The organism is Streptomyces sp. NPDC001744, assembly GCF_042892575.1.
GTDB lineage: Bacteria > Actinomycetota > Actinomycetes > Streptomycetales > Streptomycetaceae > Streptomyces.
In genome coordinates this window covers 113,501-133,633 of record NZ_JBIAUG010000019.1, presented here as the reverse complement: position 1 = coordinate 133,633, position 20,133 = coordinate 113,501, and the positions used below count along the sequence as shown (strand labels likewise).

General features: G+C 75.3%; 14 protein-coding genes. 6 read left to right on the top strand and 8 right to left on the bottom strand.

What is annotated here, in order from left to right; translation table 11 throughout:
* The first annotated feature begins 71 nt into the window (after positions 1-71).
* Together ACFYZY_RS22425 and ACFYZY_RS22420 are read left to right on the top strand one after the other, a co-directional pair.
* Entirely contained in the window at positions 72-1,769 is a 1,698-nt protein-coding gene (locus ACFYZY_RS22425; protein ID WP_388696896.1) for a PucR family transcriptional regulator, read from the top strand.
* Positions 1,770-2,163: 394 nt separating this feature from the next.
* Positions 2,164-2,952 (top strand): hypothetical protein, encoded by a 789-nt coding sequence (locus tag ACFYZY_RS22420; protein WP_388696893.1) that lies wholly within the window; start codon positions 2,164-2,166, stop codon positions 2,950-2,952.
* 33 nt (positions 2,953-2,985) lie between these two features.
* Here ACFYZY_RS22420 and ACFYZY_RS22415 read toward each other — a convergent pair whose 3' ends face one another.
* The 3 genes from ACFYZY_RS22415 to ACFYZY_RS22405 form a co-directional block, all read right to left on the bottom strand.
* Positions 2,986-4,656 (bottom strand): hypothetical protein, encoded by a 1,671-nt coding sequence (locus ACFYZY_RS22415; RefSeq protein WP_388696891.1) that lies wholly within the window; start codon positions 4,654-4,656, stop codon positions 2,986-2,988.
* Between the two features lie 131 nt (positions 4,657-4,787).
* Entirely contained in the window at positions 4,788-5,117 is a 330-nt protein-coding gene (locus tag ACFYZY_RS22410; protein ID WP_388696889.1) for a hypothetical protein, read from the bottom strand.
* A 367-nt stretch (positions 5,118-5,484) separates the two neighbouring features.
* A complete protein-coding gene (locus ACFYZY_RS22405; RefSeq protein WP_388696888.1) occupies positions 5,485-6,339 on the bottom strand; it encodes a GntR family transcriptional regulator in 855 nt (284 codons plus the stop codon).
* Positions 6,340-6,530: 191 nt separating this feature from the next.
* Between ACFYZY_RS22405 and ACFYZY_RS22400 the strand changes: the two genes are divergently transcribed.
* Positions 6,531-7,397 carry a (2Fe-2S)-binding protein gene (locus ACFYZY_RS22400; protein ID WP_388696886.1) on the top strand — a complete coding sequence of 289 codons (867 nt, stop codon included), beginning with the start codon at positions 6,531-6,533 and terminating at the stop codon, positions 7,395-7,397.
* Positions 7,398-7,613: 216 nt separating this feature from the next.
* Positions 7,614-8,723, top strand: coding sequence for a DUF2637 domain-containing protein (locus ACFYZY_RS22395; protein WP_388696883.1), 1,110 nt, complete (start codon positions 7,614-7,616; stop codon positions 8,721-8,723).
* Between the two features lie 105 nt (positions 8,724-8,828).
* Here ACFYZY_RS22395 and ACFYZY_RS22390 read toward each other — a convergent pair whose 3' ends face one another.
* The 4 genes from ACFYZY_RS22390 to ACFYZY_RS22375 all read right to left on the bottom strand — a co-directional run bounded on the left by ACFYZY_RS22390 (position 8,829) and on the right by ACFYZY_RS22375 (position 16,538).
* Entirely contained in the window at positions 8,829-9,233 is a 405-nt protein-coding gene (locus tag ACFYZY_RS22390; protein WP_388696880.1) for an ATP-binding protein, read from the bottom strand.
* Positions 9,234-9,320: 87 nt separating this feature from the next.
* Positions 9,321-11,063 (bottom strand): pyruvate dehydrogenase, encoded by a 1,743-nt coding sequence (locus tag ACFYZY_RS22385; RefSeq protein ID WP_388696877.1) that lies wholly within the window; start codon positions 11,061-11,063, stop codon positions 9,321-9,323.
* Between the two features lie 27 nt (positions 11,064-11,090).
* Entirely contained in the window at positions 11,091-12,695 is a 1,605-nt protein-coding gene (locus ACFYZY_RS22380) for a protein phosphatase 2C domain-containing protein (protein WP_388696875.1), read from the bottom strand.
* 81 nt (positions 12,696-12,776) lie between these two features.
* Positions 12,777-16,538 (bottom strand): S8 family serine peptidase, encoded by a 3,762-nt coding sequence (locus ACFYZY_RS22375; RefSeq protein ID WP_388696872.1) that lies wholly within the window; start codon positions 16,536-16,538, stop codon positions 12,777-12,779.
* Between the two features lie 229 nt (positions 16,539-16,767).
* Here ACFYZY_RS22375 and ACFYZY_RS22370 point away from each other — a divergent pair, with 229 nt between their 5' ends.
* Positions 16,768-17,751, top strand: a complete 984-nt coding sequence (locus ACFYZY_RS22370; protein ID WP_388696870.1) for a helix-turn-helix domain-containing protein — start codon at positions 16,768-16,770, stop codon at positions 17,749-17,751.
* A 184-nt stretch (positions 17,752-17,935) separates the two neighbouring features.
* Positions 17,936-18,418, top strand: coding sequence for a DUF456 domain-containing protein (locus ACFYZY_RS22365; RefSeq protein WP_388696868.1), 483 nt, complete (start codon positions 17,936-17,938; stop codon positions 18,416-18,418).
* A gap of 208 nt (positions 18,419-18,626) precedes the next feature.
* On the opposite strand, the gene ACFYZY_RS22360 is transcribed toward ACFYZY_RS22365, so the two are convergent.
* Complete coding sequence (locus tag ACFYZY_RS22360; RefSeq protein ID WP_388696866.1) at positions 18,627-20,063, bottom strand: AlkA N-terminal domain-containing protein; 1,437 nt, start codon at positions 20,061-20,063, stop codon at positions 18,627-18,629.
* Between the last annotated feature and the right edge of the window lie 70 nt (positions 20,064-20,133).

Genomic DNA, 20,133 nt, shown 5'->3' with positions numbered 1-20,133 from the left:
AACGCGGGCACCGCCGCACCGTCCCCTATGCGACACCCACCACCACTGACGAGAAGGACGGCGGCGACACCATGCGGCTGCGCGCACTGCTGGAGAACGACGCGCTGGGGCTGCGCCTGCTCGGCGGCGAGGACGAGATGGACCGCACCGTCCGGGGCGTGATGACGACGGACCTCAAGGACCCCAGCCGGTACCTGTCCGGCGGCGAACTGGTCCTCACCGGTCTCGCCTGGCTGCGGGAGCCGGCCGACGCCGAGCCCTTCGTCCGCATCCTGACCTCGGCGGGGGTGGCCGCCCTCGCGGCGGGCGAGGCGGAACTCGGGGACGTTCCCGACGCTCTCGTACAGGCGTGTTCGCGCCACCGGCTGCCGCTCTTCGGGGTCAACGAGTCCGTTGCGTTCGCGACGATCACCGAGCACGTCGTCCGGCAGGTCTCCGGCGAGCGGGCCGGGGACCTGGCGGCCGTCGTGGACCGGCACCGGCGCCTGATGACCTCCGGCCCGGCGGGCGGCGGCCCCGAGGTCGTCCTCGACCTGCTCGGCTCCGACCTGGACCTGCGGGCCTGGGTCCTCTCCCCCACCGGCCGCCGTATCGCGGGCGCCGGGGAGCCCCTGGACGGCGGGCTCGCCGCCACCCTGGCCGGTGAGCACCTGGCCGCCGCGCGAAGCGGCCGGCGCGGACCGCACCGGGTGACCCGCGGCGGTACGACGTACTCGCTCTTCCCGATCCGCAACACCGGCCGGGGAGCCGCCCCGGTCCCCCGGGACGCGCGCGAGACGGTCCTCTCGGACTGGCTGCTCGCCGTGGAGGCGGACGCCGGGGACTGGCCGGCCGCCCGGCTGGACCTGCTCCAGGGCGTCACCCAGCTGATCGCGGTCGAGCGGGACCGGCGCGACGCGTCCCGCGCGGTGCGGCGCCGGCTCGCCCAGGAGGTCCTGGAGCTGGTGCAGACGGGCGCCGCGCCCGCCGAGATCGCGGCCCGGCTGCGGGTGGCCGCCCCGGTGCTGCTGCCCGGTCTGGGCACGGCGCCGCACTGGCAGGTGGTCGTCGCCCGGGTGGAGTGGGAGCAGGAGGCGGGGCAGGGTCCCGCCGCGGACAACGGACCGGTCGCGCAGGCGCTCCTGGAGGAGATCCTGGTCGACCCGGCGGCCGTCGGCGCCGACTCGGCCGACCGGATAGCCGTCGCCCACAGCGGGGACGAGGCCGTCGCGCTGGTCCCGCTGGCCTCCGGACCGGCGCCGGACGGCGGGGACGGCGGCCGGACGCCCGCCGTCGGCCTGCACGCGGACGCGCTGCTGGCCGCCGTACGGGCTCCGCTCTCCGCGGGCCTCGCCGACGACGGGCGCCTCACCCTGGGCGTCAGCGCGGCGGTGCACTCGGCGGAGGGGCTGCGGGGGGCCCTGGAGGAGGCCCGGCACGCCCGCCGGGTCGCCGCCGCCCGGCCGGGCCGGGTCTGCGCGGCCGGCCACCACGAGCTGGCCTCGCACGTACTGCTGCTGCCGTTCGTGCCGGACGACGTCCGCCGGGCGTTCACGGCCCGTCTGCTCGACCCGCTGCGCGACTACGACCGGCGCCACCGGGCGGAGCTGATCCCGACCCTGGAGGCGTTCCTGGGCTGCGACGGTTCCTGGACGCGCTGCGCGGCCCGTCTCCACCTGCACGTGAACACGCTGCGGTACCGGGTGGGCCGGATCGAGCAGCTCACCGGCCGCGACCTGTCCCGCCTGGAGGACAAGCTCGACTTCTTCCTGGCGCTGCGGATGAGCTGAGGCGCTCCCCGGAGGAGGGTCCGGGAGGACCGCGCGGACTCGCGGAGCCCCCGGGGGCTCGCGGCGGGTTCGGGAAGGACTCGGCGGGTTCGGGGAGGGCCCGGAAAATCATCCGGGAATTCACTCCTTCGGAGGAGTCCGAAGGAGTGGTGTCCGGGCTGGTGGGACCCGTCGGCGGGGACGGCCGACGGGTCCTCCCGAGGGCCGGGTCCCGGGCCCTGCGGCGACCTGACGGGTCCTCGGAAGCGTCCCCGGGCACGCTCTCCGCACCGGTCACCCCCTTGTGAAATCTTTCACCCGACCCCTTGGCCGGGTGCTGCCCTTCGTGCTGAGATGCGGGTCTACTCAACAGCTCGATGGCGCGCTCGGGGAGGGCAATGTGGCGGACACCGCCATGTCTGGTTCCGAATCAAGGGGCGGCGAAAAACCGTCCCTCGCCCACGACGGGGAGACGCCCGTGGAGACCGCCGTGTGGCGGCTCCGCTCCCGGGGCTGCTGGACGGACGCGGCCGCCCTGCTCGCGCCGCGCGCCGCCGAACCGGCCGCGGCGCTCGAACGGGCCGCGCTCCTCATCGAGCGCTGCCTCTACACGGAGAAGGGCTGGGCCGACGCGGAGGAGGCCCTCCGGACGGCCGAGGCGGTCGCCCGTACCGACGAGGAACGCGGGGCGGCCGCCTGCGAACGCGGTTACCTCGCCTACGCGTCCACCCTGCTCGGGGTGCGCGACCGGGCCGACGAGGCCCGGATGGCGCTCGGCCGGGCGGCGGCGCTGATCGCCCCCTCCGCCGACGGCCGGCCGCTGCTCGACTTCCGGCGCGGGCTGATCGCGCAGAACCTCGGCGACTCCCCGCAGGCGGCCCTGGCCGCGTACCGCAGGGCGCACGCGGGGGCGACCGCCCAGGGGGACTCGCTGCTGCTCTCCTCCACCTGGCGGCACCTCGCCGGACTGGCCCTGAGGGAAGGCGAGGTGGCGGAGGCCCGGCACGGTTTCGCGGAATCCCTGCGCATCCGGGAGGAGTTGGGCTACCTCGTCGGTACGGCCCCGGCCCTCACCGCCCTGGCCACCACGGAGACGGAGCCGGAGGCCGGGCGCCTGCGGGCCGAGGCACGGCGCCTGTTCCGCCTGCTCGGCGGCGTCCCCACCTGGCTGGCCTCCCAGCTGATTCCACGCCCGGCCACCTGAAAAGGCCGCTGCCGGAAGGCGCTTGACCGCTCGTCACCCGTTCGGCGCGAGGCAGAGGAGACTCTCGTCCGTGCCGACGAGGAGGGAACCGGCTCCGGTGACGGCGACGGCGCGGACCGGGGGTCCCGGCCGGACGGAGAGCGTCGGGCCGCCCTCCGTCCGGTGGAGCTCCACGAGGCCGTCGCCCCACGCCACCGCGACCAGGGGGCCGTCCGGGGTCTCCGCCGCGTGCAGGGAGACCACCGGCGAGGGACGTGCGGCGAGGGGTTCGGGGCGGGGGTCCCGGCCCGGCGTCCAGAGCCGTACGGTCCCGTCGGCACCGCCGGAACAGACGAAGGGGGTCGCGGAGCCGACCGCCGTGACCGCGGTGACCCGGCCGCTGTGGGAGGCGGCCTGGTGGAGGCCGGTGAGACCGAAGGCGTGCACGGAACCGAGCCGGTCCCCCACCACCACCGAACCGGCGACGGCCGCCAGGGCCGTGCCCGGGTGACGGGCCAGGGTCGCGGAGACCGCCTCGGTGAGGCGTTCCAGGTACGGGGGGCGGGGCGCCGCTCCCCGTACGACGTGCAGCCTGCCCCGGTCGTCCAGGAGCAGCACCGTGCCGTCCGGCGCGGGCGCCAGGGCCGCGATCCGGCCGGGGACGGTGTGCGCCAGGCGCCCGGCGGAACCGGCGTCCGACTCGTGGAGCAGGCGTACGGTGCCGGTGCGGTCGCCCACGAGCAGGGTGCCCTCCAGCGGCCCGCCCGCCGCGCCGAGGACGGTGACGGGGCCCGGCCAGGGCGGGGTCAGGTCGCCCCGGTGACGGGCCCACCGGAGCCGCCAGGGCGCCGTCCGCGCGAGGTCCGCGAGGGCGGGGCGCAGCCGGGGGTCGGCCCCGTCGCCGAGGGCGGCGAGCAGGATCAGGGCCCGGTCCGCCGGGGCCTGGTCGCGGCAGAGCGACTGGCCGGCCCGCATCCAGGCGGTCCGGAGGCCGCCGTGGTCACCGGCGGACCCGCCGGGGCGGCCGGACGGTTCGGGCCCGTCGGGGGTGCCGGGCACACCGGCGGGCGCGGCGCCCGTGACGTACGCCGTGGTGACGAGGAGCGGGTCCGCGACGCAGACGGCCACCGGATCGGAGAGGTCCGGCGGCGGTCCGGCGGGCCCCACGGGTATGCCGGGGGCGGCGGGGGCGGGATCGCCGCCGAGGTCCACGAGGGCGACGCCGCGCGCGGAGCGCGGGGCGGCGGGGGCGGGGAGCCCGCCGCGGGTCTCCACCACGAGGCGGACCCGCCCCACGTCCGCGAGTTCCGCGATCAGCCGGGTGAGCGCGGCGGGTTCGGCGGCGGCGTGCAGGTCGGTGAGGAGCAGGACGGGCCGGCCCGTGGACCGGGTCTCGCCGGTGGCGAGGACATCGACGAGTTCGTCCGCCGACCGGGCCACGACGCCGAGGCGGTCCGCGACGGTCCAGGCCGCGCCGAGCGCGCTCTGTCCGGCCAGCGGGACGAGGACGCGGGCGGGACGGCGGCGGGCACGGGCGGAGCGGGGGGCGTGTGCGGCGAGCCGGTGGAGCAGGGCGGTCTTGCCGCTGCCGGGGGCGCCGGTGACGAGGCAGAGCGGGGGCGCGCCGGGATCGGTGAGCCAGCCGAGCAGGGCGTCGGCCCCGGCTTCCGCGTCGGCGGCGGGCCGGCGTCCGTCCCGGGCCGGGGGCGGGGTCGCGGACGGCATGGGGACACCTCACGGGCGGCACGGTGCGAACGGCTGACGTCCACGACCTTAGTCGCCCGGCCCCGGGAAGCCTCCCGCCGTCCGGGCCGGGGGTGCGGGGAAGCCCCTCGGAGAACCGGCCGACGCACGGATCACATGTCCCCGGGGGCGCCCCGCGCACGGACGGAGACGTCGCCCGAACGGGGCTTCACGATCGCCGGGCAGGAGTTCCACAGCTCCACCCCGGCCGTGATCAACTCCCGTACCGCGCCCCGCTCGTCGGGAGTCCACGCGGAGCACTCGTCCCCGAACAGTTTCTCGTAGGCGCTGTCGTGCGCCGCGCCCTGCCGGGGCAGCCGGTGGACCTCACCGATTCCCCGGGCCAGATCCTCGAAGAAGTTCCACGCCTCCAGCAGCACGCCCGGGGGAACGCGTCGGCGCACCGGGTCCTCCAGCCAACGCTGGACACGGACGAGCTCCAACGTGCCGGCCTCGGAAGTGACCGGTCTCCGTCCCCGCCGGCTCGCATACATCCGTGCCTGCCGGACGGTCACGAACACCGGTACCCGACGGCGATCGGCTTCCGGCAACGCCGGCACCCGATCGGGTTCGTCGTCCCCGCCACCGATCCACAGGACCACCCCGGCGCGGTCGGGCCCCCGCACCCGATACGCGTAGAGCCTCCCGCCCCCACCACGGCGCCCGGCCGCGAACACGTCCGCCCTCCCTGTCTCCGCCACCCGCGCACACTGGCACGACCCGTGCGAACCGTCGCGGGATTTCTCCGCGGGGGCCGGCGTCGTCGAGAACCCGGAGATGCCCTCACCCGGCCGACGATCCGGCACGGTTCTAGTACTCCGAACCCGTGAAGTGCTCCCGTACCAGCGACTGGACGACCGTCAGGTCCTGGGCGGCCAGCGCGTCGAGCAGGGCGGTGTGTTCGGCGGCGTCCGCGACGAGCACGCCGTGGCGGAGGGCCGGGGCGCTGAGCAGGGGCCACTGGGACCGGCGGTGGAGGTCGTCGGCGACGACGAGCAGCTGGTCGTTCCCGGCGAGGGAGAGGACGGCCCGGTGGAAGGCCCGGTCGGTCTCGGCGTAGTGGGCGCGGTCGCCCCGGGCGGCGGCGGTCGCGGTGGCCTCGGCCAGCGGACGCAGCGCGGCCCAGCGGGCGGCCGGAACGGTGCGGGCGAGCCGCAGCATGACGGGGACCTCGATGAGCGCGCGGATCTCGGCCAGCTCGGCCAGTTCGCGGGAGGTGCGTTCGACGACGCGGAAGCCCCGGTTCGGCACCACCTCGACGGCGCCCTCGACGGCCAGGCGCTGCATGGCCTCGCGGACGGGGGTCGCGGAGACGCCGAAGCGCTCCGCGAGGACCGGGGCCGAGTACACCTCGCCGGGGACCAGTTCGCCGCCGACGAGGGAGGCGCGGAGGGCGTCGAGGACCTGCTCCCGGACGGAGTGCCGCCGTACGGCCGGGTGGGCGGGGACGGCCGGGCCGTCCTCCTGCGGGCGCGCGTCCCGGGTGCCGTGCCGCGTCCCGCCGTCCCGGACGGGCCACGGTTCCGCGCCCCGGCTCTGGTCCGGGAGGCGTACGGGCGTCTCGCGCACGGTTCCGGCGGGTCCCGCGTGCGCGGGGCGCGCGGCCCCGGCGGAGGGCGGGAACGGGCTCTCCGTCTCCCGCTCGCGCGCCGCGCCCTGCTCCACCCGGGTCCTCCCGTGACCTCGTACCGGTCCCGGCTCGCGTCGCGCGGGTCCCCCGTGCACCATAGGCGAACGGACCGGCACCCGGGACACGAGGGACCCCGCAGGTCGGAGCGGTGCGTCGGTGGTGAGACACCCGACCGAATCAGGTAAGGTAAGGCTTACCTGCCAACGCTCGCGATTCGGTGGTCCGCATGACCGTCCCCACCCTGCTGCCCGCCCCGCCCGCCTCTCCCGTCGCGGCCTCCTACGCCCGCCTCGCCGAGGTCTTCCCGTACCTGCGGGTGGAGGAGCACGCCCGCGGCGCATCGCTGCCGCACGGCGAGGGATGGGTGGACGCGGAGGCGCTCGCGGCCGGTGGCGCCGCGCTCGACGCCTTCCTGGCCTGGGACGACGAGCAGGTGCTGCGCGACTACGGCACCCGGGGCCGCCCCGACGTCGTCGCCGGCTTCGGACTGCACCGCTACGCCTGGCCCGCCTGCCTGCTCGTCACCGTCCCGTGGTTCCTGGAGCGCCGGGTGCCCCGGCTCCCGGTCCGGAACGTGGCCTTCCACCGGACGCTCGGACGTCTGGCGGTCCGGATCGAGGAGTTCGCCTGCCTGCCGGACGATCCCGCCGCGGCCCTGCCCGGCGCCCGGGTCGTCCCCGGCGAGGAGGCGCTGCGGGCCGAGGTGCGCTCGTCGCTCGCCGAGCACTTCGAGGCGGTCCTCGACGGCTTCGGCTCCCGGATGCGCCGGGGCCGCCGGGCCCTGTGGGGGATGGCCACGGACGAGATCGTGGAGGGCCTCTGGTACGTCGGCACCCTGCTCGGCGAGGAGCGGCGGGCGAGGGACGAGCTGGAACTCCTCATGCCCGGCACCGTCAAGCCCCACAAGCCGTACGCGGGTTCCGCCGGCTTCCGCGACCTTCCCGGCACCGAGGGGCCGGAGGGCGGTCCGCTCACCACCCGCGACCGGGCCACCTGCTGCTTCTTCTACACGCTGCGCCCCGAGGACACCTGTGTGACCTGCCCGCGCACCTGCGACGCCGAGCGGGTCCGCCGGATGAGCGCCACCGCCTGAAACGCCCCGTCGGCCGCGCGACGATTCACGCCACCCGGAAGGGTGATGCGAATCGAACCCAACCCCCTTTCCCTGAGCAGGCGTTCGACCAGGACGTCCTCATTCGCATGGCTCGACACCCCGATGGCGTGCACTTGCCCGGAAACACCGTGGGTGCCCCGCGAGGTCCGCCAGTATGGGCGGCCAAACGCCCTGACGCGATGCAAGGGACACCGCATGAGACTGACCGACATATCGCTGGACTGGCTGCTCCCGGGCGGCGTGATGGTCGCCGGAGTCCTGACGGCGGTGGCGGTGCTCGCGCGCGGGAAGCGCGCCGGTGACCAGGCCCCGGCCGAGGACTCCTGGGAACGCAGCGAGGAGCGCCGCAGGCGCAAGGAGGCCGTCTACGGGTTCGCCTCGTACGGCCTGCTCTTCTGCTGCGCGGCCGTCGCGGCCGCGCTCTCCTTCCACGGCCTCGTGGGCTTCGGCCGGCAGAACCTCAACCTCTCCGGGGGCTGGGAGTACCTCGTGCCCTTCGGCCTCGACGGGGCGGCCATGTTCTGTTCGGTGCTCGCGGTCCGCGAGGCCAGCCACGGCGACGCGGCCCTCGGCTCGCGCCTGCTCGTCTGGCTGTTCGCGGGCGCGGCGGCCTGGTTCAACTGGGTGCACGCGCCCCGGGGCATCGGCCACGACGGGGCTCCGCACTTCTTCGCGGGCATGTCCCTCTCGGCGGCGGTCCTCTTCGACCGGGCGCTGAAGCAGACGCGCCGGGCCGCGCTGCGCGAACAGGGCCTGGTGCCCCGTCCGCTGCCGCAGATCCGGATCGTCCGCTGGCTGAGGGCCCCCCGGGAGACCTTCGCGGCCTGGTCCCTGATGCTCCTGGAGGGCGTACGGACCCTGGACGAGGCGGTCGACGAGGTGCGCGAGGACCGGCGGGAGAAGGAGCAGAACCGGATGCGCAGGAGGGACCAGGTCAAGCTGGACCGGGCCCGGCTCCGGGCGATCAACCGTCAGCACCGCGCCTTCGGGCTCGGCCGCGGCGGCGACCGGGGCGAGATGGCGGCCCTGAACGCCACGGCCCCTTCGGGGGCGGTGCCGGCCCCGGGTTCCGGGCCGGGCTCCACGACGGCCGCCGTCCAGGCGCCCGTCGTGGAGCCCGCCATAGCGGACCCCGGACAACTGCCGCTCCGCTCCCGGCCGTCCCTGCAAGCCGTGAAGGGCGATGAGCCCCGGACGGGAGACCCCCGGACGGTGGACCCCACCGCCGAGGACGACACCCAGGCGCTGCCCCGCCTCGACTCCCTGGAGCGCAAGCTCAAGGACCTGGAGCAGCAGTTCGGCTGAGCACGGGAACGGAAGAACGCGAGGAGCGGGGCCGTCCTCGGACGGTCCCGCTCCTCGCGCGTTCCCGCCGCCCGCCCGGACGCGTCGGGTGCGTGGCGCGACCGCTCACGCGGCCTCGCCGCTCAGTTCGAACCACACCACCTTGCCCGTCCCCTGGTCCTCGACGCCCCAGGAGTCGGCAAGGGACCGGACGAGGACGAGCCCCCGTCCGTTCGTGCCGTCGTCGGCGGGCGGGGCGGGCGGCGTCCTCAGCCCCGGGACGAAGTCGCGCACCTCGACCCTCAGTTGCTCGGGGACGACCGTCGCGGTCACGACGGCCCCGTGGTCGGTGTGGACCAGGGCGTTGGTCACCAGTTCACTGGTGAGCAGCTCGGCCACGTCGGAGGCGCCCGGCCCGCCCCACTTCCCCAGCAGTTCGCGCAGGGCGTGCCGCACCTCCGGAACGGCGGCGAGATCCGCGCATCCCACCTTTCTGAGCAGTTGAGTCGGCTGCCGTGCCTCCCCGGTCATGTCCCCCCACCCGTGGTCGCGTCGAACAGGCTCACGGGGATGCATGCCCCGCAGGGCCGCCGACACACATGGAGTGGTCGCGGAGGGTCAGGGCCTGGGTACGTTCCGCAGGTTCGAGCGGGCCATCTGGAGCATCCGCCCCACTCCGCCGTCCAGGACCATCTTGCCGGCGGAGAGCGCGAAGCCGGTGACCATGTCGGCCTTGATCTTCGGCGGGATGGAGAGGGCGTTGGGGTCGGTGACGACGTCCACCAGGGCCGGCCCCTTGTGCCTGAACGCCTCCTTGAGGGCGCCCGCGAGCTGCTTGGGCTTCTCGACCCGGACGCCGTAGGCCCCGGCGGCGCGGGCGATGGCGGCGAAGTCCGGGTTCCTGTTCGTCGTCCCGTACGAGGGGAGCCCGGCGACCATCATCTCCAGCTCGACCATGCCGAGCGAGGAGTTGTCGAAGACGACGACCTTCACGGGCAGGTCGTACTGGAGGAGCGTGAGGAAGTCCCCCATGAGCATGGAGAACCCGCCGTCGCCGGAGAGCGAGACGACCTGGCGGTTCAGGTCGGTGAACTGCGCGCCGATCGCCTGCGGGAGCGCGTTCGCCATCGAGCCGTGGCTGAACGAGCCGATGATCCTGCGCCGTCCGTTCGGGGTGAGGTAGCGGGCCGCCCAGACGTTGCACATGCCCGTGTCGACGGTGAACACGGCGTCGTCGTCGGCCAGTTCGTCCAGGACGGAGGCGACGTACTCGGGGTGGATGGGGGTGTGCTTCTCGACCTTGCGGGTGTAGGCCCTGACGACGCCTTCGAGGGCGTCGGCGTGCTTCTTGAGCATCTTGTCGAGGAAGCGGCGGTCCTTCTTGGCCCGGACCCGGGGCGTCACGCAGCGCAGGGTCTCCCGGACGTCCCCCCAGACGGCGAGGTCGATCCGGGAGCGGCGCCCGAGGCGTTCGGGCCGGACGTCCACCTGGACGATCCTGACGTCGTCGGGCAGGAAGGCGTTGTACGGGAAGTCGGTGCCGAGCAGGATCAGCAGGTCGCACTCGTGGGTGGCCTCGTAGGCGGCGCCGTACCCGAGCAGGCCGCTCATGCCGACGTCGTACGGATTGTCGTACTGGATCCACTCCTTGCCCCGCAGGGCGTGTCCGACCGGTGCCTTGATCCGCTCGGCGAACCGCATCACCTCCTCGTGCGCCCCGGCCGTGCCGCTGCCGCAGAAGAGCGTCACCCGGTCGGCGTCGTCGATCATCCGGACCAGGGCGTCCACCTCGGCGTCCCCCGGACGGACGGTGGGCCGGGTGGTGACGAGGGCGCTCTCCGCGCTCTTCTCCGGGGCCGGCTCGGCGGCGATGTCGCCGGGCAGCGAGACGACGCTGACGCCGCCGCGGCCGACGGCGTGCTGGATCGCCGTGTGGAGCAGCCGGGGCATCTGCTGCGGGTTGGAGATGAGTTCGCTGTAGTGGCTGCACTCGCGGAAGAGCTGGTCCGGGTGGGTCTCCTGGAAGTAGCCGAGGCCGATCTCGCCGGACGGGATCTGCGAGGCGAGGGCGAGGACCGGGGCCATGGAGCGGTGGGCGTCGTACAGGCCGTTGATGAGGTGCAGGTTGCCCGGACCGCAGGAGCCCGCGCAGGCGGCGAGGCTCCCGGTGATCTGAGCCTCGGCGCCCGCCGCGAAGGCCGCGGTCTCCTCGTGCCGCACGTGGACCCAGTCGATCCCGCGGGTGCGGCGGATGGCGTCGACGACCGGGTTCAGGCTGTCGCCGACCACCCCGTAGAGGCGCTTCACGCCCGCGCGCACGAGGATGTCGACGAACTGTTCAGCGACGTTCTGTTTGGCCATGGTCCCATCAACACACGGCCCGCCGGGTTACGCCTCCCAGACGGCCGCCGCCGTACGGTCATCGGCGTAACCGGTCACCCTCAGCTGGGTGTCGGCGAGGAACTCGGCGAGGCCGGGCGGCTCCGCACCGGTCCAGCGGCCGGCCAGCTCCCGGGCGAGACCGGGTTCGCCGCGCATCGGGTCGGCCAGGCCGGACGAGGCGAGCAGCAGGACGTCACCGGAACGGGCTACGGAGGCGCGGAAGCGGAACGGTTCGGCCGGCGGCGGTACGGGCTCCTCGACCAGCGGTCCGGGCGCGGTGGTGATGCCGAGGTCCATGGTGAGCCGGTCGCCCTCCTCGGTCGCCTCCGGAGCGGACGGCGAGCCGGGCCCGGCGGCGGGGGCGCCGGTGGCGGCGGCCGGTTCGGGCAGGAGCGGTTCGATGTCCTGCCAGGCACCGTCGCGGAGCCGAAAGAGACCTCCGCCGCCGACCCCGAAGAAGATCCGGGTGCGGCACTCGGGGTCGGCGGGGAGGAGGAGGCAGCGGAGCGACGCGGTGTACCCCTCGGGGGCGAGGCCCTTCTCGGCGGCGCGGGCGCGCAGCTTGCCGTACGTGCGGTCGGTGAGCCGGTGCAGTCCGGACTTGAGGTCGCGCCGGCGGCCGGACCTGATGTCCTCGGAGAGCCGGGCGTGACTGCGGCAGACGGCCTCCGCGATCCACCGGCAGGCATCGGCCGCGGCGACGTGGGCGTCCTCGGCGGCGCGGGAACCGGCGGCGACGGCGACGAGGACGAGCGCGGCCTCGTCGTGTCCGAAGCGGGCGGTGAGGAGGGCGTCGCGGCGGAACTCGCCCCGGTAGCGGGCGGAGTCGCCGCGTACGGAGGCGGCGCGCAGGGCGCAGGTCCCGTAGCGGGCGCCGTCGAGGACGGTGTCCGCGACCAGCCCGGCGAGTTCGCCCGGACGGGCGGCGGGCAGGGCGGTGGGTTCGGGGTCGTAGGTCGGCGGCCGGCTGCCGACGAAACCGGCACGGGGGCGGGGCACGGCGGTCCGTACGGCCGGCTCGGCGGCACCGTCCGCCTGTACGGGGCCGGGGTTCCGGTCCGGGTTCTGGTCCGGGTCCGGGTCCGGGTTCTGGTCTGGGTTCTGGTCCGGGGGCGCCGGCGCCCGGACTGCGGGTGCGGGCGGGAGGGGAGGCGCGGGTGCGGGGGGAACGGGAGGTGCGGGAGGAACGGGAGGTGCGGGCGTGGAGGCGGAAGGCGCAGGGGGCGCGGAAGTGGGGGCGGGTGGCGGGGTGGCCGGACTCGCCGTGGGAGGCGCGGGCGTCGTGGGGGGCGGAGGCGCCGTGGGGGACGAAGGCGCTGCCGGGGCCGGGACGGTGACCGGGGCCGGCTCCGCCGTGGCCCTGCCCGGACCGGAGGCCGGGGCCGCCGGGGCCGGTTCCGGCCGCGCGGCCCGGGGGTCCGGGGGTGGTGTGTCGCCCGGTGGGCCCGCCGTGGCGCGGGCCGCCGTGGCGAAGTGGTCGTCGAGCGTGTCACCCGGGACCGCCGGGGCCGTGTCCGGCTCCGACTCGTCGTAGAGCTTGTCCCACCAGCTGTCCGCCTGCTGAGTCATGCCCTTATTGTCCACCGGGCGGGGGTCCCGAAAACGGGACATCGCGAAAAGCGTCGTGGCACACGGGTGGTCCGCCGGACGACCCCACCCCCCACGGGAAGGACGTCCGGCGGACCGGCGTGGTCAGCGCACGTCGTAGGCGCGGACCACGGTCTGGGTGACGGAGTTGCCGTTGGCGTCCGTCAGTTCGGCCTTCAGGGTGACCGGTTTGCCGGTCGCGCCCGCGTGGTTCACGGTCGCGGTCCAGCGGCCGCCCTGCTGGGAGACCCGCGCTCCGGTCCAGGTCGCGCCCCCGTCGTAGGAGTACGAGAGCCTGGCCGAGGTGAGCGGCGCGGGGGTGTAGCCCGCGTGACCCGTCACGGTGAGGCCGATGTGCTGGCCGTCGGTCGCGGCGAGGGTCTTGAGGCCGTCCTCCGGAAGGTCGTACCGGGGGAAGAGAATCGGGATGCCCTGAGAATAGACGTTCTCGTCAAGCTTGGAGGTGAATTTCCACACCGAGTTGACGGAGGTGGAGCGGGCCCACACCTTGCTGCCGATCTTCGTGGTGTTCTGTTCGAGGGTGTACGTCCCGGCTTCGGCCGGTACGTCGAAGACTCCGGAGGGCCAGGCGGACTCGCCGATGAGTTCGCCGTCGCGGCGGAGGCGCAGGTTGCCGAGGTCACCGAAGGAACCGGGCAGGGCGTAGTGGGTGTTGTCGCCCCACATCGCGGCGGCGAAGCCGATGAGGCCGCCCTGCCGTTCGGCGGCGAGGACCGGCTTCCCGGTGGTGTCGCGCGGCGCGGTGGGGGCGATGACCCCGTCGTACCAGCGTTCGGTGCGCTTCTCCCCCGCCGTGTAGACGTGCCGGGTGCCGACCATGAGTTCGCCGAAGGGGAAGTTGCTGCCGACCAGTTGCTCCCAGGCGGTGTCGCCGGTGGAGTGGTACTCGATCCGGGTGCCGGGCATCGGGACCGCTTCGAGGGCGGCGAAGGAGACGCGGACGCCGTTGGGCCGGTGGGCCGCCGGGCTGTCCATGAAGTCGGTGGCGGTGCCGGTGGAGCCGTACGTGGAGTCCGTGCGGCCCAGTTCGCGGTCGCGGACCCGGTACTCCTTGCCGGCGCGGATCGTGCCGGTCTCGGGGAACGCGAGGTTGTAGACGTACGGGCTCTTCGCGGTGGCCTTCCAGGCGAGGGTGACCGGGCCCGCCGCCAGCCTCGTCAGGAGCGCGGTCGCCTCCGCGGACGGGACGGAGAGGGCCGGCAGGCCGGCGCCCATGAAGCCGCCGCTCGGGTACCAGCGGCCGGGGGCCGTGTGGTACGCGACGACGGCGACGGCCCCGGCGGCCTTGGCCGCGCGGACGACGGGAAGCACGTCGTGGGAATCGTCCGGGAGGCGGACGAGGGCGATGCCGTCCTTGACGCCGGCGGCCTTCAGCTCGTCCGGGGTGCCCGTTCCGGCGTCGGCGAGGCGGGCGGAGCCCGTGCCGTCGAGGTTGTCGGAGGCGATGGACGCGGTGAGCGGGTGCAGGGTCAGCCCGTCACCGGTGCGCAGGGAGGTGATCTGCGGGGCGGCGCCCCGCCAGTAGCTGCCGAACTCGAAGTCGCCCTCGTGGGCACGGCCTTCGACGGAGGCGTAGTAGCCGAGGACGCCGCGTGGTCCGGCGGCGGTGCCGGCGTGTATCCAGGAGTCGCCCCAGGAGCGGGCGAACCCCAGGGTGGCGCCCCGGAGTTCGACGGCCCGGTCCGTCTTCACCGACAGCTTGTGGGCCCTGCGGGCGTCGAGGACGACCGTGGTGTCCTTCGTCAGCTCCACCTGCGGGCGGCCGAAGTAGGTGAGCGAGTCGTCCAGGGTGGCGCCCTCGCCCGCGTCGGGGGTGGTGACGAAGGAGGAGAGGAAGTAGCTGCCGGGGCGCAGGCGGTAGACCTGGTCGGCGGCGCCCTCGTTGAAGCGGCGCTCCCCGGTGGCGTCGTCCGTGCCGATGAGGTCGAGGGAGGAGAAGCCGGCGGCGGGCGCACCCAGGCGGTCGATCAGCTTGACGCGCAGGGTGACGGTCTCGGGCTCGACGTACAGGGAGAAGGGGGTGGAGACGCGGACGCCGCCCCTGCCGGTGGCGATCACGCGGCCGGTGACGTCGCCGTACTGGGCGCGGTCCAGGCGGGCGGCCGGGTCGATCTCCAGCGGGACCCGCACGGTGGCGCCGGCCGGGACGGTGACGGTCCGGGCGCCGGGGCGGGCGACGGCCGACCGCACGCGGGAGCCGTCGTTGCCGGTGACCTTCTCGACGGCCAGGTCCAGGGTGACCGGGGCGGCGGAGGTGTTGGTGTACGGGACGGAGACGGTGGTGCGGTCGCTCCTGTCCTGCGGCCAGGCGAAGGTGCCGCCCTGGACGGCGGGGGCGCCGAGGACCTTCTGGTCGACGGCGGCCTTGACGTCGAGGCGGCCGGCGCCGACCTCGCGGACGTCGCCGGGCAGGTCGCTCTCGGCGGAGGCGACGAGCGCGGCCTTGATCCGCCGGGCCGTCCAGTCGGGGTGGCGCTGCTTGACGAGGGCGGCGGCGCCCGCGACGTGCGGAGTGGCCATCGACGTACCGGACATGGACCGGTAGGCGTACAGGCCGCGACCGCCGGCCGCGGCGGCGGAGATGCCGACGCCGGGCGCCGCGATCTCGGGCTTGAGGGTGTGGTTGACGAGCGTCGGGCCGCGGCTGGAGAAGTACGCGGTGGAGTCGTCGCGGTCGGTGGCGCCGACGGTGAGCACGCTGGGCGCGCAGCCGGGCGAGGAGACGGTGTTGAGGGAGGGGCCCGCGTTTCCGGCGGCGACGACGAAGAGGGTGCCCTCGTTCTGCGCCAGCTGCTCGGCGGCGACGCTCATCGGGTCGGTGCAGTCGGTGGGGACGGGGGAACCGAGGCTCATGGAGACGACGTCGGCGCCCTGGGCGACGGCCCACTCCATGCCGGCGATGATCCAGGAGATCGCTCCGGAACCGGAGTCGTCGAGGACCTTGCCGTTGAGGAGCTCCGCGCCGGGCGCGACGCCCTTCTTCTTGCCGCCGCTCGCCGCGCCGGAGCCGCCGACGGTGGAGAGGGTGTGGGTGCCGTGGCCCTGGCGGTCGTCGGTGGTGTCGGACTCGGTGAAGTTCTTCGAGGCGGTGACGCGGCCCTTGAGGTCGGGGTGCTCCACGTCGGCGCCGGTGTCGAGGACGGCGACCCTGGTGCCCTTGCCGTCGTAGCCGGCGGCCCACGCCTCGGGGGCGTGCACCTGCTTCGTCGAACGCTCCAGGGTGGCCTCGACCTTGCGGTCGAGCCACAGCTTGCGGATGCCGGAGGCGGTGCGGGCCTTCGGGGCGTCGATCTCGGCCCAGAAGGTGGCGGCCCCCTTCTTCTCCGTCGTGAGCGCGACGCCGTCGACGGCCGCGAGGACCCGGCCGCGCCGGGCGCCCCGGGGGGTGAGGGGGACGGAGCGGGCGACGTCGGAGCCGTAGACCGCGATGAGGGGCAGGGTCGTGGTGGCGTCGTCGTCGTAGCCCTGCCGGATCAGGCCGGTGACGTTGAAGAGCTCCTCGTCGACACGTCCGGCGGCGAGCGCGGCGGTGGCGGCTTCGGGGTAGACGTACAGGTCCTTGCCGGAGCGGCGGGTCTGGACGGAGGGAACGGTCCCGTCCTCGCGGGGCAGGGCCGTGGCCGCCGGGTTGCCCTCGGTGTCGTGGGTGACCAGGACGCGGTCGCCGGTGACCAGGGTGACCGTGGTGGCCTGTGCCCCGGTGCGGGCCTGGGCCTCGCTGCCGACCAGTGGTCTCTTTCCGGTCGTGCCGTCCGTCGGCTCACTCGCCACGGACGGCGCGACCGCGGTGGCCGCCAGGACGACGGCGGTCGCCGCTCCCAGGGCCGTACGCGAAATCGGGCGCATCGCTCTCTCCATCTGATTCCGGGAAGAGGGCGCAAGGAACCCGCTCCCAGGGGCCGTTGGTGCTGCGGTGGCGCCACATTGGCAGAGGTGGGGGCGGTGCGGGGATGATGGGGCGGGCGGGAATACGCCGTGGCCGTTTCCCGCCAGGTCACCGACGGAACGAATGCCTCCGGTGGACGTCCCCGGTTCGTCGGGGCGCCCGGCGGAAGGGGACGAGGGGCGGGCACCCATGCTGGGAGCGATAGGGCTCGACGAACGCCAGGAGTCCGCGTACCGCGCCCTGGTCGCGCTGGGAGCGGCCGAGGTCACGGACCTGGCGCACCGGCTCGCCCTGCCCGAGCGGGAGACCGAGCGGGCCCTGCGGCGCCTGGAGGCGCAGGGGCTCGCCGCCCAGTCCTCGGCCCGTACGGGCCGGTGGGTCGCGGCCCCGCCCGGGGTGGCGCTCGGCGCGCTGCTGACCCAGCAGCGCCACGAGCTGGAACGGGCCGAGCTGGCGGCCGCACTGCTCGCCGAGGAGTACCGGGCGGAGGCGGCGGAGGCCGCCGTGCACGACCTGGTGGAGGTGGTGACCGGCGCGAGCGCGGTGACCCACCGCTTCCTCCAGCTCCAGCTGGGCGCGTCGGAGGAGGTCTGCGCCCTGGTGACGGGCAGGCCGATCGCGGTCTCCGGCCTGGAGAACGAGGCGGAGGAACAGGCGGCCGGACGCGGGGTGCGCTACCGGGTGGTGATCGAGCGCGAGGTGCTGAGCCTGCCGTCCGGGCTCCTGGAGCTGGCGGCGGCGCTGGGCCGCGAGGAGCGCATCCGGGTCGTGGACCGGGTCCCCACGAAGCTGGTGATCGCCGATCAGACCCTGGCGATGGTTCCGCTGACCGGGCGGGGCGCGGAGCCCGCCGCGCTCGTGGTGCACGCGAGCGGGCTCCTCGAATCGCTCACGGGCCTCTTCGAGTCGGTGTGGCGGGACGCGCTGCCGCTGCGGCTCGGGGCGGGCGCGCGGATCACCGAGGACGAGGCGCCGGGCCCCGACGTACTGGACCTGGAGATCCTCTCCCTGCTGCTGGCCGGGATGACCGACGCGAGCGTGGCGAAACAGCTGGACCTGGGGCTGCGGACGGTGCAGCGGCGGGTGAAGGGGCTGATGGAGCTGGCCGGGGTCTCGACCCGGCTGCAGCTGGGCTGGCACGCGTACGAGAAGGGCTGGGTGGCCCGGAGCTGACCCCGGGCCTCTGCCCGGGGCCCCGGGAGCCGGCTCCGGCGCTCTCCCGGGCGGCCCGGAGTCGTCCCCTGCCCCTCTTCCCGGGCGGCCCGGAGCCGGCCCGGTCCTCTCCGCCCCGTGCCCGTGGTACTCCGTCCGCCCGACGCGGCCTGCGGGAGTCCGTGCCGTCGTGCACGCTGGCACCGTGGGTGTGTGGCAGCTCCTGATGATCGCGACGGTGATGCTGCTCGGCCTGTCCGGGGTCCTGGTGCCCGGTGTGCCGGGAACGTGGCTGGTGTGGGCGGCGATGCTCTGGTGGTCGCTGCACGAGCGGACGGGCCTCGCCTGGACCCTGCTGGTCTCCGCCACGGGTCTGCTGCTCCTCACCCAGGTGATCGTCTGGCAGCTGCCGCCGCGCCGCTTCCGGGGCGTCGGGATCACCCGCCGGATGGTGGCGTACGCCGGGACGGGCGCGCTCCTGGGCTTCGTCGTCGTTCCGGTGCTCGGCGCGGTCCCCGGCTTCGTCGGCGGGATCTACCTCGCGGAACGGCTCCGCCTCGGCGGGCACGGACAGGCCCGGGCGGCGACCCGGGCGGTGATGCGGGCGGTGGGCACGAGCGTGCTGGTGGAACTGTTCGCCTGCCTGCTGATCGCGGGGGCGTGGACGGGCGCGGTGCTCTGGGGCTGAACCCGGGCGGGGCGGGGCGGGGGGTACGAGGGTCGGCCGACGCGGCTGTCCCGTACGGGAGCCGACCCCCGGGGGACCCGTACGGGACTCGCCCCCCGGGGACCCGTACGGGAGTCGCCCCCGGGGGGACCCGTACGGGAGTCGGCCCCTGGGTCCCGTACGGGAACCGGTCCGGGAGTCCCGTACGGGAAGCAGCCCCACCGGGTGGTCATCCGGTGCCGTGGCCCCCGGGCGGGGTCCCGAGGTAGCGGGCGGCGTACGAGCGCCACGGCCGCCACTCCTCCGCGCCGGGACCGGCGCCCCGGAACGCGTACGGGCCGTCCGCCGGGGCCACGTCGGGGTCGCCGAGGGCCCGCATGCGGATCAGGGCGGCGGTCCCCGGAGTCACTCCGGGGACGGCGAGCAGCGCCCGCTCGGCCTCGTCGCGGTCGGCGCCGGGGTCGAGGCGTACGGCTCCGTCCGCGAGCGCGCGGGCCAGCGGGCCCGCGACGGGGTGGCCGGTCAGGTCCCGGGGCGCCGGGAAGAGGTGGGTGAGGCCGCCGCAGGCGGTGGCCAGGGGCGTGCCGTGCTCCTCGACGGCCCGCGCGGCCCCCTCGGCGCCGAGGAGGGCGCGCAGCGCGAACTCCTCCGGGTCGGCCGCGCCCGGGGACCGCACACCGGGGCGGGCGGCCACCTCGGCGGCGAGGGCGGGGACGGCTCCGAGGCGTTCGGCGACGGCGTACGGGTCGGCGTCCAGGTCGAAGAGGCGGCGCAGCCGGTGCACGGCGGTGGTCAGGTCGCGCAGTTCGGTGAGGTGGATGCGGGCGTCGAGCCAGCGTCCGGCGGAACGCTCGTCCACGGAGACGACGCCGGTGCCGTACGGGAGGCGGAGGGTGCGCCGGTAGGCGCGGGCGCCCGGGGCGCCGACGACCTCCTCGACGCGGGGCACGGCCTCGGCGGCGAGGAGGTCGAAAACCTCTCCGGCCGCGTAGGGGCCCCGGTGGGCGAGCCGCAGCGGCACCCCGGCGGCGAGGGCGGTACGGGCTCCCGCGCCGGTCCCGGCCTCGGCGCGCAGGGCGGTGGGGGTGCGGGCGTAGACGGCGCGGATCGTGTCGTTGAACTGGCGGACGCTGGCGAAGCCGGACGCGAAGGCGATCTCGGTGACGGGCAGGCCGGTGGTCTGGAGCAGCAGCCGGGCGGTGTGGGCCCGCTGGGCGCGGGCGAGCGCGACGGGTCCGGCGCCGAGTTCGGCGGTGAGCTGCCGCTGGACCTGCCGGGCGCTGTAGCCGAGGCGTCCGGCGAGGCCGGGCACGCCCTCGCGGTCGACGACGCCGTCCCCGATCAGCCGTACGGCGCGCCCGACGACGTCGGCCCGTACGTTCCACTCGGCGGAGCCGGGCACGGCGTCCGGCCGGCAGCGGCGGCAGGCGCGGAAGCCGTGGCCCTGGGCGGCGGCGGCCGTCGGGAAGAAGGCGACGTTGCGCCGCTTGGGGGTGACGGCGGGGCAGCTGGGACGGCAGTAGATGCCGGTGGTCCGGACGGCGAAGAAGAACGCTCCGTCGAACCGCGCGTCCCTGCTGCTGACCGCCTCGTAGCGGGTGTCGTCGTCCCTCACGGGTTCCAGTGTGCGGCCGCCGGGCCCCCGGGGCTCGCGGTTTTCGGACACCGCGTTCCCCGGGGCCGTACCGTCGCACCACCGCGCGTACGGGACGGTCGTACGCGTGCGTCCCGTACGG